15 protein-coding genes are annotated in these 13,601 nt (G+C 73.9%); 9 read left to right on the plus strand and 6 right to left on the minus strand.

Translation table 11 applies throughout. From position 1 onward, the window contains the following. Positions 1–11: 11 nt before the first annotated feature. Positions 12–983, minus strand: coding sequence for a nitrilase-related carbon-nitrogen hydrolase (locus LG324_RS09615; RefSeq protein WP_404353093.1), 972 nt, complete (start codon positions 981–983; stop codon positions 12–14). A 69-nt stretch (positions 984–1,052) separates the two neighbouring features. Between LG324_RS09615 and LG324_RS09620 the strand changes: the two genes are divergently transcribed. Further along, positions 1,053–1,277 (plus strand): DUF3046 domain-containing protein, encoded by a 225-nt coding sequence (locus LG324_RS09620; protein WP_030527319.1) that lies wholly within the window; start codon positions 1,053–1,055, stop codon positions 1,275–1,277. 9 nt (positions 1,278–1,286) lie between these two features. On the opposite strand, the gene LG324_RS09625 is transcribed toward LG324_RS09620, so the two are convergent. The 4 genes from LG324_RS09625 to LG324_RS09640 form a co-directional block, all read right to left on the minus strand. Beyond that, positions 1,287–2,270, minus strand: coding sequence for an NBR1-Ig-like domain-containing protein (locus LG324_RS09625; RefSeq protein WP_404353094.1), 984 nt, complete (start codon positions 2,268–2,270; stop codon positions 1,287–1,289). 152 nt (positions 2,271–2,422) lie between these two features. Beyond that, complete coding sequence (locus LG324_RS09630) at positions 2,423–3,352, minus strand: SpoIID/LytB domain-containing protein (protein WP_404353095.1); 930 nt, start codon at positions 3,350–3,352, stop codon at positions 2,423–2,425. Beyond that, complete coding sequence (locus LG324_RS09635) at positions 3,349–4,215, minus strand: peptidoglycan DD-metalloendopeptidase family protein (protein ID WP_404353096.1); 867 nt, start codon at positions 4,213–4,215, stop codon at positions 3,349–3,351. The genes LG324_RS09630 and LG324_RS09635 overlap by 4 nt, the downstream gene beginning before the upstream one ends. 77 nt (positions 4,216–4,292) lie before the next feature. After that, positions 4,293–5,126, minus strand: a complete 834-nt coding sequence (locus tag LG324_RS09640) for a peptidoglycan-binding protein (RefSeq protein ID WP_404353097.1) — start codon at positions 5,124–5,126, stop codon at positions 4,293–4,295. Between the two features lie 220 nt (positions 5,127–5,346). Between LG324_RS09640 and LG324_RS09645 the strand changes: the two genes are divergently transcribed. From LG324_RS09645 to LG324_RS09670, 6 genes are all read left to right on the plus strand, one after another. Further along, positions 5,347–6,276, plus strand: coding sequence for an ABC transporter ATP-binding protein (locus LG324_RS09645; RefSeq protein ID WP_404353098.1), 930 nt, complete (start codon positions 5,347–5,349; stop codon positions 6,274–6,276). Continuing rightward, positions 6,276–7,130 carry an ABC transporter permease gene (locus LG324_RS09650; protein WP_404353099.1) on the plus strand — a complete coding sequence of 285 codons (855 nt, stop codon included), beginning with the start codon at positions 6,276–6,278 and terminating at the stop codon, positions 7,128–7,130. Before LG324_RS09645 ends, LG324_RS09650 begins: the two co-directional genes overlap by 1 nt. Continuing rightward, the gene (locus LG324_RS09655; RefSeq protein WP_030529243.1) at positions 7,127–7,942 is read left to right on the plus strand and encodes an ABC transporter permease; all 816 of its coding nucleotides are present in this window, start codon (positions 7,127–7,129) and stop codon (positions 7,940–7,942) included. The genes LG324_RS09650 and LG324_RS09655 overlap by 4 nt, the downstream gene beginning before the upstream one ends. A gap of 40 nt (positions 7,943–7,982) precedes the next feature. Then, the gene (locus LG324_RS09660; protein WP_404353100.1) at positions 7,983–8,924 is read left to right on the plus strand and encodes a homocysteine S-methyltransferase family protein; all 942 of its coding nucleotides are present in this window, start codon (positions 7,983–7,985) and stop codon (positions 8,922–8,924) included. Positions 8,925–9,244: 320 nt separating this feature from the next. Beyond that, positions 9,245–10,243: a recombinase RecA gene (gene recA / locus LG324_RS09665; protein ID WP_404353137.1), complete on the plus strand. Its 999-nt coding sequence runs from the start codon at positions 9,245–9,247 to the stop codon at positions 10,241–10,243. 11 nt (positions 10,244–10,254) lie between these two features. Then, a complete protein-coding gene (locus LG324_RS09670; protein ID WP_404353101.1) occupies positions 10,255–11,055 on the plus strand; it encodes a regulatory protein RecX in 801 nt (266 codons plus the stop codon). A 22-nt stretch (positions 11,056–11,077) separates the two neighbouring features. On the opposite strand, the gene LG324_RS09675 is transcribed toward LG324_RS09670, so the two are convergent. Further along, complete coding sequence (locus LG324_RS09675) at positions 11,078–11,488, minus strand: YccF domain-containing protein (RefSeq protein WP_030529247.1); 411 nt, start codon at positions 11,486–11,488, stop codon at positions 11,078–11,080. Positions 11,489–11,525: 37 nt separating this feature from the next. Between LG324_RS09675 and LG324_RS09680 the strand changes: the two genes are divergently transcribed. Then, complete coding sequence (locus tag LG324_RS09680) at positions 11,526–12,041, plus strand: hypothetical protein (RefSeq protein WP_404353102.1); 516 nt, start codon at positions 11,526–11,528, stop codon at positions 12,039–12,041. Further along, complete coding sequence (gene miaB, locus LG324_RS09685; RefSeq protein WP_404353103.1) at positions 12,038–13,549, plus strand: tRNA (N6-isopentenyl adenosine(37)-C2)-methylthiotransferase MiaB; 1,512 nt, start codon at positions 12,038–12,040, stop codon at positions 13,547–13,549. Before LG324_RS09680 ends, miaB begins: the two co-directional genes overlap by 4 nt. The last annotated feature ends 52 nt before the right edge of the window (positions 13,550–13,601 follow it).

Genomic DNA, 13,601 nt, shown 5'->3' on the forward strand with positions numbered 1-13,601 from the left:
CCAGGCCACGGTCAGCCCTCCCGCCGGTGCTCGGGCCGGATCGGGGCGGCGAGCGGCGCGTAGGAGTCGGGGCGGCGGGTCGCGAGGAAGGGGAAGAGGTCGATCCAGTCCCGGCCCTGGGCGAGGTCGAGGTCGGCGACGAGGACGGCCGCCTCGTCGCGCGGCGCCTGCACGAGGACCCGGCCGTAGGGGTCGGCGATGAACGACGAGCCGTAGAAGGTGATGAGGCCCTCGGTGCCGTAGCGGTTGGGGACGACGACGAAGACGCCGTTGGCGATGGCGTGCCCGACGATCGTGTGCTGCCACAGCGGCTGGGTGTCGAAGTCCGGGTGGTCGGGCTCGGAGCCGATCGCGGTCGGGTAGACGAGGACCTGGGCGCCGGCAAGGCCGTAGGAGCGGGCGACCTCGGGGAACCACTCGTCCCAGCACGTCGGCAGGCCGACGCGCATCCCGCCGACGGCGTCGAGCTCGTAGACGGGGTAGGCGTCCTGCGGCGGGCCGGCGCGGAAGTACTTGTCCTCGTGGTAGCCGGCCGTCACGGGGATGTGGGTCTTGCGGGTACGGCCGACGAGCCTGCCGTCGGGCGCGACGAGGACGGCGGTGTTGAAGCCGAGGCCGTCGTCGGAGCCGTCCGGCGCCGGCGCCTTCTCGTAGAGGCTCGCGTGCACGTGCACGCCCGCGGCGGCCGCGGCCTCCCGGGCGAAGGCCACGGTCGGGCCGTCCTCGAGCGACTCGGCCGTCGCGTCGGGGCGGCCCGTGGGCAGCGTGTCGGCCGGGTAGCGAGAGAGGGTGAGCTCGGGGAGGAAGACGACCTGCGCCCCGGCGTCGGCGGCGGTGCGGACGCCGTCGAGGAGCGTGGCGCGCAGCCGGTCGGCGTCCTCGTCCCAGGCGTGCTGGACCAGCCCGACCCGGACGGGCGGCTGCGAGGGCTCGTGGACACGGGCGAGCGAGGGGAGGACCCCGTCGGCGGTGATGAGGCGCATGGCGCCAGTATGCCGTCGCGGGACGGGCCGCCCGCACCGGCCGCGGGACGCGCCGCCTACGATCGGCGGATGCGTCACTCGAGGTTCTGGGAGCTCATGGCCGAGGAGTTCGGCGAGGGCTACGCGCGCTCGCTCGCGAACAACCAGCACCTCACCGCGCTGGGGGGCCGCACCGCGCAGCAGGCCCTCGACGCGGGCGAGGCGCCGCGCGCCGTCTGGGCGGCCCTCACCGCGCAGATGGACGTGCCCGTCGAGCGGCGGCACGGCCGCGAGGTCCCCCCGCCGCGCTCCTGAGCCGGGTCGTCAGCGCACGACCAGCTGGTAGGTGACGGGGCGGCTGCCCGGGAAGGCGACGGCGCCCTCGGCGTCGGTCAGCTTGAACCGCCCGATGCAGAAGGTGCCGGCGGTCGGTGCGGTGACCGCGGTCGCCACCTCGACGACGGCACCGGGCGCGGTGTCGGGCACCGGGACGTGCGTGATGGTCTGGCAGTCGTCCGGCCCGGCTGGACCACCGACGCGCTGCAGCCGGTAGCCGACCCACGGCCGGGTGCCGGCGTTCTTCAGCCGCCAGACCTTGGTCGTCGTGCTGCGGGGCGCGACGACCGAGCAGTCCGGGAGCGTCGCGTCCCCGACGAAGACCGCGAGGTCACCGGGGTGCGCCGGCTCCGCGGCGGGTGGGTTGGGCTGCTGGACCGGGCAGCGCGCCGGGGTCGGCAATGGCGCCGCGAGTCCGCCGGACCCGAGCGCGGCGGCCCGCTCGACACCGGCTCCGGTCATCCCGTCCGGGCTCGTCATCGACGACACGGCGGCGGCGACGAGCGCCACGGCGGCCGCGGTGCCTGCCAGGGTGAGCGCCCGCCGGGCCGCGCCGGGGGCGGCCGGCTCGGGTGGATCGGTCTCCGGGACGTCGGGGTCCGCCGTCGGGACGCTCGCGGGCGCCACCGCCGGGACGACGAGCGGCCCGGCGTCCGCCGGGGGCTGCGCCGCGCCCGGAGCCGGCCGGTCCTGCCCCGGGCAGGTGGGCGCGACGACGCGGTGGGCCGCGTCCCACGCGGTGCGTGTCGCCCCGAGATCCGCGTCGCAGGCACGGACGTACTCGCGCACCGTCTCCCACGTCGGGAGCCGGTGGCCCCGCGCGGCCTCGTGCAGCGTCGTGTGCGAGATGGCCCGCGAGCGCGCGGCCATCGCCCGGTAGGACGGGGTGCCGGCCGCCTCGCGCACCGCGCGCAGGTGCTCGGCGAAGGCGCTGACGGCCGCGCTGCGCGCGGCCCGGTCGGCGTCGGTCACGATGGCTCTCCCCTCGTCCCGGGTGGCGTCGGTGCGCCGAGGCCGAGGCTACCGACGCGTGGCGAGACTGCCACCCGGGGAGCGAGGAGGTCGATGGGGAGGCCTCCCCACCGCACGTGCGGTGGGGAGGCCTCCGGTCCGGGCGGGCCCGGTCAGGACAGGGTGATCCCGCGGTAGTAGGACGTGAGGATGGCGCGGTAGCCCTTGCCGGCGTTCGCCATGTCGCGGGAGCCGTTCTGCGACAGCCAGTCACCGGTGACCCACGCGGAGCACGCCGTGGAGGTGGCGCAGTAGTGGGCTCGCAGCACGGACCCGTCGCGGGTCATCCGCACCGACCACGTGCGGTCGACCGCGGCGCTCGTCGAGGCGACGGAGGACCCCGGGCGGTAGACCTGGTCGCCGGTGTCGTCCCGGACGTCGTAGCACGCACCGGACGGGGTCTTCCGGGTCGAGTGCAGCGCCCAGTACCAGGCGTAGCTCTTGACGGCGGTGGCGCCGGCGTCGAGCGAGGCCGAGGGCCAGGAGCTGACCCACTCGTTGGGCAGGACGTTCTTGACGTAGGTCTTGAAGTCCACCCGGTCGACCCGTCCGAGCGAGGTGCGGTAGACGAGGATCGTCGAGGGCAGCCTCGTGTTCGTCCCGTCCGTCGTGCAGCTCCCCCCGGCCCCGCCGTCGCCGATGCGGTGGGAGGCGTTGTTGTTCTTGAGGGTGGCGTTGAGGTTGGCCTTGGCGCCGGCGGCGAAGGTCTGGGAGGCGCCGGCGTGGCTGCTGTTGTAGTAGACGGTGACGCTCTTGCCGGTGCGGTTCCAGACGGAGGCGGCCTCGTTCTTGACGCAGAGCCCGTGGCCGGCCTTGGTGCCCTTGAAGTCGTAGCAGGAGGGCTGGGTGGTGCCGTAGTCGGCGATCGAGGTGGTGAAGTCGCTGACGGCGCCGGCGTTGTCGCTGTTGTAGAAGAGGCAGAACTCCCCGGTGTCGCAGACGCCGTCCCGGGAGGCCGCCTGGGCGGGGGTCGCCACGACACCCGTCGCGACGACCACCGCCCCGGCGACCGCGGCCCAGCGGGCGCGGGTCAGGGCGCTCACGGGCAGGACTGCTTGCGCCGGAGGGTCGTCGTGTTGTTCGGGTACGCCGGGCTGCCGTCCTTGAAGGTGGCCTTGACGACGGTCCCGTTGAGGCGCTGTTCGTAGTGCAGGTGCGGGCCGGTGGACCCGCCGGTGCTGCCGACGCGGCCGATCATCGTCTTCGCGGTGACGCTCTGCCCGACCGAGACGTCCTGCGAGCTGAGGTGCGCGTAGTAGGTCTTGTAGCCGCCGGCGTGCGAGATGACGACGTACCGGCCGTACGAGGTGTTGCCGAGGTTGGCCACGGTCGTCACGGTGCCCGGCGCGGACGCGTACACCTTCCAGCCGAGGTCGTCGGGGTAGTGGTTGAAGTCGACCGCGAGCGACGGGCTGTGGTTGCTGCGGGTCTGGCCCTCCCAGCTCTCGCCGCAGGGGAAGGGCAGGAGGAACCCGGACGAGGAGCCGCCGCTGCCGATGCGGTGGGAGGCGTTGTTGTTCTTGAGGGTGGCGTTGAGGTTGGCCTTGGCGCCGGCGGCGAAGGTCTGGGAGGCGCCGGCGTAGCTGCTGTTGTAGTAGACGGCGACGCTCTTGCCGGTGCGGTTCCAGACGGAGGCGGCCTCGTTCTTGACGCAGAGCCCGTGGCCGGCCTTGGTGCCCTTGAAGTCGTAGCAGGAGGGCTGGGTGGTGCCGTAGTCGGCGATCGAGGTGGTGAAGTCGCTGACGGCGCCGGCGTTGTCGCTGTTGTAGAAGAGGCAGAACTCCCCGGTGTCGCAGACGCCGTCCCGGGCCGCGGCCTGGGCGGGGGCGCTCGCGGCGACGAACGCCGTCGTCGCGGTGAGGGCGGCCGCGGCGCTCGCCGCGACCTTCTTGAAGGTGGTGCTCATCACGTCCTCCTGACGTGGGGGTGGACGGGCGCCGCGGTCGCGGCCGCCCGGGGTCGGGGGAGCGGGTCCCCCGGGGGTCACGACAGTCGCTGGTACTCCTCCCAGGTGCGGATGGTGACGCGGGGCCCGTCGTCGGGGCCGCGGTTCGCGAGGCCGTTGCGGCCGAGGTGGTAGTCGCCGACCTGGTGCTGGGCGGCGCTCGAGAGGTCGGTGTCGCTCATCGCGACGGCGTGCACGTGCCAGGGCCAGTCGCCCTGGGCGGGCGAGCGCAGCCAGGCGGCGAAGCCGACCTCGCGCAGCGCGCGGACGACGCTCGTGCGGGCGGCCGGGCCGAGCGCCTCGGCGTCGAGGTCGAGGGTGCCGCCGCCGTCGTGGGTGCCGGCCGACGTCGGGTCGCCGCCGGGGTTGTAGGAGCCCTGCTCGACGACGAGGGTGCGCCCGGCGCGCGCCTCGGCCGCCCGCAGCATCGAGCGGGTCCTCGTGTTCACCGTGACGCCGCGGAAGGCGACCTTCGAGCCGGGGGTGAGCGGCCGGACGACGCTCCACCGGCCGTCGCCGAGGTGGGTGAGCGACGTGCGCCCGGGCAGGCCGTTGGCCGCGAGCCCGGTGTACCCGAGCGAGCGCTGCCAGGCCGCGTACGCCGAGACGGTCAGGGTGCCGAAGTGGCCGTCGACGTAGGCGGGGTCGAGGAGGCCGCGGTCGGCGAGGGCGCGCTCGACGAGCCGCACGCTCGGGCCGGCGCCGGTCGTCAGGGCGCTGTCCGGACGGCGCGGGTCGACCTGGGCGGCGAGGACGACGGCCTCCATGTCGACGCTTCCGGCGGCCGCGGCGCTCGGGGCGCCGAGGGCGAGACCGAGCGGGGCGACGACCGCGCCGGCCAGGGCGGCGCGGCGGGTGGGACGGTGGGGCACGGGGTCCTCCTGCGGGGCGGGGTGGTGCGGTGCCGCCACGCTGGTCGTCCGGCGCGGCGTCCGCGCGCCGGCGGTGTCCCCGGACGGTCTGACACCCCGTGTCAGGCCCCTGACCTGCGCTGACACCATCCCTGTCAGGAGCCCGGCCGTCCCGGTCCCGGCCGACGAGGACCGAAATCCGGTGCGCGGTCGTCGGAGGGCTCGGCTAGCGTCAGCCCTCGTGACCGACGACGTGCTGCTGCGGGCCCGGGGCCTCACCAAGAGCTTCGGCGACTTCACGGCCGTCGACGGCATCGACGTGCAGGTGCTGCGCGGGGAGGCCTTCGGGTTCCTCGGCCCGAACGGCGCGGGCAAGTCCTCGACGATGAAGATGGTCGGCTGCGTCTCACCGGTCTCCGGTGGCGAGCTGCGCATCCTCGGGATGGACCCCGCCGCCGACGGCGCCGCCATCCGCGCCCGGCTCGGGGTCTGCCCCCAGCAGGACATGCTCGACGAGGACCTCTCGGTCGAGGAGAACCTCTGGGTCTACGGGCGCTTCTTCGGCCTCTCCCGCAAGGAGGTCCGCGCGCGCACCGACGAGCTCCTCGACTTCGCCCAGCTGACCGAGCGCCGTCACGACCGCGTCGAGCCGCTGTCCGGTGGGATGAAGCGTCGGCTCACCATCGCGCGGGCGCTCGTCAACGACCCCGAGGTCCTCCTGCTCGACGAGCCGACGACCGGCCTGGACCCCCAGGCGCGCCACGTCCTCTGGGACCGCCTGTACCGGCTCAAGCGCGAGGGCGTCACGCTCATCATCACGACGCACTACATGGACGAGGCCGAGCAGCTGTGCGACCGGCTCGTCGTCATGGACCACGGCCGGATCGTCGCCGAGGGCAGCCCGCGCGAGCTCATCGACACCTACTCCACGCGCGAGGTCGTCGAGCTGCGCTTCCCGGTCGACGAGCAGCAGCGGCACGTCGACGCCGCCCGCGCCGTGGCCGAACGGGTCGAGGAGCTGCCCGACCGCCTCCTCGCCTACACCGCCGACGGCGACGAGACCCTGGCCCGGCTCCACGAGCGGGGCGTCCGACCGCTGTCCTCGCTCGTGCGCCGCTCGACGCTCGAGGACGTCTTCCTCCACCTCACCGGTCGCTCGCTGGTCGACTGATGTCCGCGCCCACCGTCCCCGGACCCACCGTCGCCGACGCCCCGAGCGGGCGCCTCGGCCCGGGCCCGCGCCGCCCCACGAGCCGCGGCGAGCGGCTCGGCGCGGTGATGGCCCACCACCTGTACGTCTACCGGCGCACGTGGAAGGGCTCGGTCATCGGGCGCTTCGTCTCGCCGCTGTTCTTCCTGCTCTCGATGGGTCTCGGCCTCGGCGCCCTCGTCGACGCCCGCGCCGGCGGGGTCGAGGGCCTGCCGTACCTGCGCTACGTCGTCCCCGGCATCGTCGCGATGCAGGCGATGATGCTCGCGTTCGGCGACTCGACCTACGCTGTCATGGGCTACATCAAGTGGAACCGGATGTACTCGGCGATGCTCTCGACGCCGCTGCGGGTCGGGGAGGTCCTCTGGGGGCACCTGCTCGTCGTCGCGCTCCAGCTCGGCGTCGCGACGGCGATCTTCCTGCTCGTCGCCGCGCCCTTCGGGGCGTTCGGGTCCTGGTGGGTGCTGCTCGCCGTCCCGGTCGCGGTCCTCACCGGGATGGCGTTCTCCGTCCCCACGTTCGCGCTCGCGGCGTGGCTCGAGAACGACAACGGCTTCAGCATCCTCTTCCGCTTCGTCATGACCCCGTTGATGTTGTTCTCCGGCACCTTCTTCCCCGTCGACCAGCTGCCGGGGTGGATGCAGCCGCTCGCGTGGGTCACGCCGCTCTGGCACGGGGTCGAGCTCTCGCGCGACGCGTCCGAGGGGGTCTGGCCCGGCTGGGCCGGGGTCGGGCACCTCGGCGTGCTCGCCCTCTACGTGGGAGTCGGCGCCGTGCTCGCCCACCGCTCCTTCACCCGCAGGCTGCTGTCGTGAGCGCCGGCACGCTCGCGCGCGCGGCGCGGGCCGTCCCCGCCCCGGCCGGCATCGGCCTGGCGCGGTACGTCCTCATGCGCAACGTCACGGCGTTCCGGCGCGCGTGGCTGCTGCTGCTCAGCGGGTTCGTCGAGCCGGTCTTCTACCTGTTCTCCATCGGGGTCGGCCTCGGGGCGCTGGTGCGCACGGTCACCACCGACTCCGGCACGGTCGTGCCCTACGCCGAGTTCATCGCGCCCGCGCTGCTCGCGGCGTCGGCGATGAACGGGGCGATCGCCGACAGCACGTACAACGTGTTCTTCAAGCTGCGCTACCAGAAGCTCTACGACGCGATGCTCGCGACGCCGCTCTCCCCGCGCGACATCGCGGTCGGCGAGATCCTCTGGTCGCTCTCGCGCGGGGCCCTGTACTCGGCGATGTTCCTCGTCGTCGCGTGGGTGGCCGGGCTCGTGCACTCGTGGTGGGCGCTGCTCGCCGTCCCGGCCGCGGTGCTCGTCGGGCTGGCCTTCGGGGCGGTCGGGATGTTCGCGACGACCTTCATGAGCTCGTGGCAGCACTTCGACTACGTCACGCTCGCGGTGCAGCCGATGTTCCTCTTCTCGGCGACGTTCTTCCCGCTCTCGACCTACCCGGACGCCGTGCAGTGGCTCGTCGGGCTGACCCCGCTCTACCACGGGGTCGCGCTCGAGCGCGGGCTGATGCTGGGGGAGGTGTCGTGGGGCCTGCTGTGGCACGTCGGCTACCTCGTCGTCCTCGGGGCCCTCGGGGTCTGGGGCACGGCCCGACGCATCGCGACCCTGCTGCTCACCTGAGCCATACCCCCAGGGCGCGCGGCGGAGGACACTGCGGGGGATGGAGACCACCACCGGGTCCCTCGCGGCCCTGCACGACCCCGCGCTCCGAGGCTTCGTCACCGACGGCGGCCTCGAGACCGACCTGATCTTCCACCACGGCGTGGACCTCCCGGAGTTCGCCGCCTTCCCCCTCGTCGAGGACCCGACCGGACGTGAGCTGCTCGGGCGGTACTACGACGGGTACGCCGCCGTGGCGGCCGCCGCCGGGGCCGGGCTGCTGCTCGAGTCCCCGACCTGGCGGGCCAACCCCGACTGGGCGGCGCGGGTCGGCTACGACGTCGACGCGATGGTGCGCGCCAACGTCGCGGCCATCGACCTGCTGCGGGGGCTCGCGGCGGGCTACGACGTGCCGGCCGTCCTCGTCGTGGGCCAGCTGGGCCCCCGGGGCGACGGCTACGTGGCGGGGGAGGCGCCGGACCCGGAGGAGGCCCGCGCCTACCACGCACCCCAGGTCCGGGCCTTCGCCGACGCGGGCGCCGACCTCGTCTCGGCGCTCACCCTGACCACCCCCGCCGAGGGCATCGGGGTGGTCCTCGCGGCCCGCGAGGCGGGCCTGCCCGTCTCGGTCGGTTTCACCGTCGAGACCGACGGGCGCCTGCCCGACGGGAGCACGCTCGCCGACGCCGTGCGGGCGGTCGACGAGGCCGCCGCGCCGGACCACTACATGGTCAACTGCGCCCACCCGACGCACGTCCTGCCGGCGCTCGACGAGAGGGAGTGGGTGCGGCGGCTGCTCGGCACCCGGGTCAACGCCTCGACGATGAGCCACGCCGAGCTCGACGAGGCGGAGGAGCTCGACGACGGTGACCCGGACCGGCTCGCGGCGGACCAGATGCACGTGAGCCGTCGGCTCCCGGCGATGCGGGTGCTCGGCGGGTGCTGCGGCACCGACGTCCGGCACGTCGCGGCGATGTGGGGCGTCCCCGCACCGACCGGCTGAGGCCGGAGCCGGGTCCGGCGTGTCGTGGGCGTGTCCTGCGGGCGTCGAACACGTGTTCGCCTATGCTCGTCCACAGGTGGTGACCCCGGCAGCACTCGTCCACAGGTCCCACGGCGACCCGTGACCGGTGTCGGTGCCTCCACCTAGCGTCTGACCCAGACCTCGCGACGAGACCGACGGCGGGGGCCAGGTCGCCGGGAGGCGCGCTCGATGACGACACGAAGGACTGGTGTGACATGGCTGGATCCCGCGGAAGCGTGATGCCCAACCCGGTGGCCGCGGCCAACGGCAACGAGAAGGACAAGGCCATCGCCTCGGTGATGGCCCAGATCGAGAAGCAGCACGGCAAGGGTGCGGTCATGCGCCTCGGCGACGACGTCCGTCCGCCGATCGCCGTCATCCCCACCGGCTCGATCTCGCTCGACGTCGCGCTCGGCATCGGGGGCCTGCCCCGGGGCCGCGTGGTCGAGATCTACGGCCCGGAGTCCTCCGGTAAGACGACGGTCGCGCTGCACGCGGTCGCCAACGCGCAGAAGGCCGGCGGCATCGCGGCGTTCATCGACGCCGAGCACGCGCTCGACCCCGAGTACGCCAAGAAGCTCGGCGTCGACACCGACGCGCTGCTGGTCTCCCAGCCCGACACCGGTGAGCAGGCGCTCGAGATCGCCGACATGCTCATCCGCTCGGGTGCGCTCGACATCATCGTCATCGACTCCGTCGCGGCGCTCGTGCCCCGGGCCGAGATCGAGGGCGAGATGGGCGACAGCCACGTCGGCCTCCAGGCCCGCCTCATGTCGCAGGCGCTGCGCAAGATCACCGGTGCGCTCAACACCACCGGCACGACGGCGATCTTCATCAACCAGCTGCGCGAGAAGATCGGCGTCATGTTCGGCTCGCCCGAGACGACGACCGGTGGCAAGGCGCTCAAGTTCTACGCGTCGGTCCGCCTCGACGTCCGCCGCATCGAGACCCTCAAGGACGGCACCGACCCGGTCGGCAACCGCACCCGTTGCAAGGTCGTCAAGAACAAGGTCAGCCCGCCGTTCAAGCAGGCCGAGTTCGACATCCTCTACGGGCAGGGCATCTCCCGCGAGGGTGGCCTCATCGACATGGGCGTCGAGCACGGCTTCGTCCGCAAGGCCGGCGCCTGGTACACGTACGACGGCGACCAGCTCGGGCAGGGCAAGGAGAACGCCCGCGCGTTCCTCAAGGACAACCCGGAGCTCTCCGACGAGCTCGAGCGCAAGATCAAGGAGAAGCTCGGGGTCGGGGTCAAGCCCGAGCTCGAGGCCGTGCCGGACGTGCCGGTCGACTTCTGAGGTCGACGCCGATGGCGTTCAGCGAGGGATCGGCCCCGCCGCCCGAGTGGGCGGTGGGGCCGTCCCCGTCCCTCGACGACCTCCGCGCGCTCCTCGAGGGCGGCGGCGACCCGGTGACCACCGGGTCGCCGGGGTCCGCGGGGTCCTCGGGGGGAGCGTGGACCGCGCCGGGGGGCGACGACGCGCGCGAGGCGAGCAGCGGGGAGGTGCGCGGTGGGCCGCGCGGGCGCGGTGCCCGGTCCCGGGGTCGCCGGGCCGAGGGGCGCGGGGGCCGGGCCGGCTCCCGGCCCGCCGACCCCGAGGCCGACCCGCGGACGCGGGGCAGCGAGCCGGACCCGCACGACTGGGCCCGGCAGATCGTGCTGCGCCAGCTGACGGCGGCGCCGCGCAGCCGCCACCAGCTCGAGGACGTGCTGCGGCGCAAGGACTGCCCCGACGACGTCGCGGCAGCCGTCCTCGACCGGATGGAGGAGGTCGGTCTTGTCGACGACAACGCCTACGCCGGGATGCTCGTGCGCTCCCAGCAGGCGGGGCGCGGCCTGGCCCGGCGCGCGCTGCGGCAGGAGCTGCGGCGCAAGGGGGTCGACGACGACACCGCCGCGGCCGCCCTCGCCCAGGTCGACCCGCACGACGAGGAGGACCGGGCGCGCGCGCTCGTCGCGAAGAAGATGCGCACGATGCACGGCCTCGAGCCGCACGTCCAGACCCGACGCCTCGCCGGGATGCTCGCGCGCAAGGGCTACGACGCCGAGATGACCATGCGCGTCGTGCGCGAGGCGGTCCGCGAGGCGCCCGAGCACCGGCGGGACTGACCCGCGCTGATCCGTCCGGGGCTCAGAGCGAGTGCAGTGGGCGCCGGCCGGGCGGCAGGGCGTCCGTCGGCACGATCTCCTTGCCGTAGGGCACGAGCGAGACGGGCAGCATCTTGAGGTTGGCGATCGCCAGCGGGATGCCGATGATCGTCACCGCCTGCGCGACGGCGGTCATCAGGTGGCCCAGCGCCAGCCACCAGCCGGCGAGCACGATCCACACGACGTTGAGCAGCACGGACCCCGTCCCGGCGCCGGGCTTCTCGACCACCGCGCGGCCGAACGGCCACAGGGCGTAGCTGGCCATCCGGAAGGACGCGACGCCCAGGGGGAACGTCACGACGAGGACGCAGAGCACGACCCCGGCCACGGCGTAGCCGAGGGCCAGCCAGAAGCCCCCGAACACGAACCAGATGATGTTGAGCAGCGTGCGCACGCGTGTCCTCTCGTCGGTACCGGGTGCAACGGGCGCAGTGGCCGGAGCGTTCCGTCGGCCGCGCCGGCGGTCGTCCGCGTCAGGCGCCGGCCGGCCGACGGGCGACGACCTCGTCGTCGTCGACCTCGCCGGTCTCGACGAAGCCGAGCGAGCGGTACAGCCCCGCCGCGCGGGTGTTGGCCGGCGCGCAGGAGAGCGCGAAGCCGGCGGCTCCGGCCTCGGGCCGGCCGAGCTGGGGGAGGCCCGTTACCTCTTCCTCAACCAGCTGCCGGTGGTCCTCACGGCCCTCGTGCTCGCGGTGGTCCTCGCGTCGCCGGTCCTGCCGTGGGCCGGGCGGGTGGCGGCGTGGACGGCCGCCGGCGCCGTGGTGCTCGTCCTCGCCGGGGCGCGGCTCGTCATCGGCTGGTCGACGGCGAGCGAGGTCGTCCTGGGGCTCGGCGTGGGGCTGGCGTGGGCGGCGCTGCTGGCCTCCGCGGCCCGGCCGCCGACCGCGCCGGCCGACGCCGGCGTGACCGAGCCCGCCGTGGCGCCGCGTACCCTTGACGGGCCATGACTGCTGCCAAGACCTACGACGTGCGCACCCACGGGTGCCAGATGAACGTCCACGACTCCGAGCGCCTCGCGGGCCTGCTCGAGACCGCCGGCTACGTCGACCTCGCGAGCGTCCCCGACGCCGAGCGCCCCGACGTCGCCGACGTCGTCGTCTTCAACACCTGCGCGGTGCGCGAGAACGCCGACAACAAGCTGTACGGCAACCTCGGGCAGCTGCGACCGGCCAAGACCGCCAACCCGGACCTCCAGATCGCCGTCGGCGGCTGCATGGCGCAGAAGGACCGCGACACGATCGTCAAGCGCGCCCCGTGGGTCGACGTCGTGTTCGGCACCCACAACATCGGCAGCCTGCCGGCCCTGCTGGACCGCGCCCGGCACAACAAGCGCGCCGAGGTCGAGATCCTCGAGTCGCTGGAGACCTTCCCCTCGACCCTCCCCACCCGGCGCGACTCCGCGTTCGCCGGCTGGGTGTCGATCTCGGTGGGCTGCAACAACACCTGCACGTTCTGCATCGTCCCGAGCCTGCGCGGCAAGGAGCAGGACCGCCGTCCCGGCGACGTCCTCGCCGAGATCGAGGCCCTCGTCGCGCAGGGCGTCGTCGAGGTGACGCTGCTCGGCCAGAACGTCAACACCTACGGCGTCGAGTTCGGCGACCGCCTCGCGTTCGGCAAGCTGCTGCGCGCCTGCGGCGAGATCGACGGCCTCGAGCGCGTGCGCTTCACGAGCCCGCACCCGGCGGCCTTCACCGACGACGTCATCGACGCGATGGCCCAGACGCCGAACGTCATGCCGAGCCTGCACATGCCGCTGCAGTCCGGGTCCGACCGGGTGCTCAAGGCGATGCGCCGCAGCTACCGCAGCGAGAAGTTCCTCGGGATCATCGACCGCGTGCGCGCGGCCATCCCCGACGCCGCGATCACGACCGACCTCATCGTCGGCTTCCCCGGCGAGACCGAGGAGGACTTCGCCGAGACGCTGCGCGTCGTCGAGGCCTCGCGCTTCTCGAGCGCGTTCACCTTCCAGTACTCCATCCGTCCCGGTACGCCGGCCGCGACGATGGAGGACCAGGTCCCGAAGGCCGTCGTCCAGGAGCGGTTCGACCGGCTCATCGAGCTCCAGGAGCGCGTGTCCTGGGCGGAGAACCGCACCGTCGAGGGCCGCGAGGTCGAGGTCCTCGTCGCCCCCGGCGAGGGGCGCAAGGACGGTGAGACCGCCCGGATGAGCGGTCGCGCGCGCGACAACCGCCTCGTGCACTTCGCCGTGCCGGACGGGGCCGAGCGGCCGCGCCCGGGCGACGTCGTGACCGTGGGCGTCACCTACGGCGCCCCGCACCACCTCGTGGCCGACAGCGGCGTGCAGGGCGGGACCTACCGGCTGCGCCGCACGGCGGGCGGCGACGCGTGGTCGGCGCTCCAGGACGCGCCGGTGCCGGGCAAGCCGGCGGTGTCGCTCGGGATGCCCGGGGTCGGCCGTCCGGCGCCGGTCAGCGCCCCCGCCTGCTCGGCCTGAGCGTCCGGGGCGTCGAGGCGTCCTGCGCGCTGATTCACGCGGGTCGAGGTGA

This window comes from Phycicoccus jejuensis (genome assembly GCF_044797865.1).
Classification (GTDB): Bacteria; Actinomycetota; Actinomycetes; order Actinomycetales; family Dermatophilaceae; genus Phycicoccus; species Phycicoccus jejuensis.

Coding starts and splice junctions, on each gene's coding strand:
- LG324_RS09670 (WP_404353101.1), top strand. CDS start 10,255: ATGGCGTTCAGCGAGGGATCGGCCCCGCCGCCCGAGTGGGCGGTGGGG.
- LG324_RS09615 (WP_404353093.1), bottom strand. CDS start 983: ATGCGCCTCATCACCGCCGACGGGGTCCTCCCCTCGCTCGCCCGTGTC.
- LG324_RS09635 (WP_404353096.1), bottom strand. CDS start 4,215: ATGAGCACCACCTTCAAGAAGGTCGCGGCGAGCGCCGCGGCCGCCCTC.
- miaB (WP_404353103.1), top strand. CDS start 12,038: ATGACTGCTGCCAAGACCTACGACGTGCGCACCCACGGGTGCCAGATG.
- LG324_RS09660 (WP_404353100.1), top strand. CDS start 7,983: ATGGAGACCACCACCGGGTCCCTCGCGGCCCTGCACGACCCCGCGCTC.
- recA (WP_404353137.1), top strand. CDS start 9,245: ATGGCCCAGATCGAGAAGCAGCACGGCAAGGGTGCGGTCATGCGCCTC.
- LG324_RS09650 (WP_404353099.1), top strand. CDS start 6,276: ATGTCCGCGCCCACCGTCCCCGGACCCACCGTCGCCGACGCCCCGAGC.
- LG324_RS09620 (WP_030527319.1), top strand. CDS start 1,053: ATGCGTCACTCGAGGTTCTGGGAGCTCATGGCCGAGGAGTTCGGCGAG.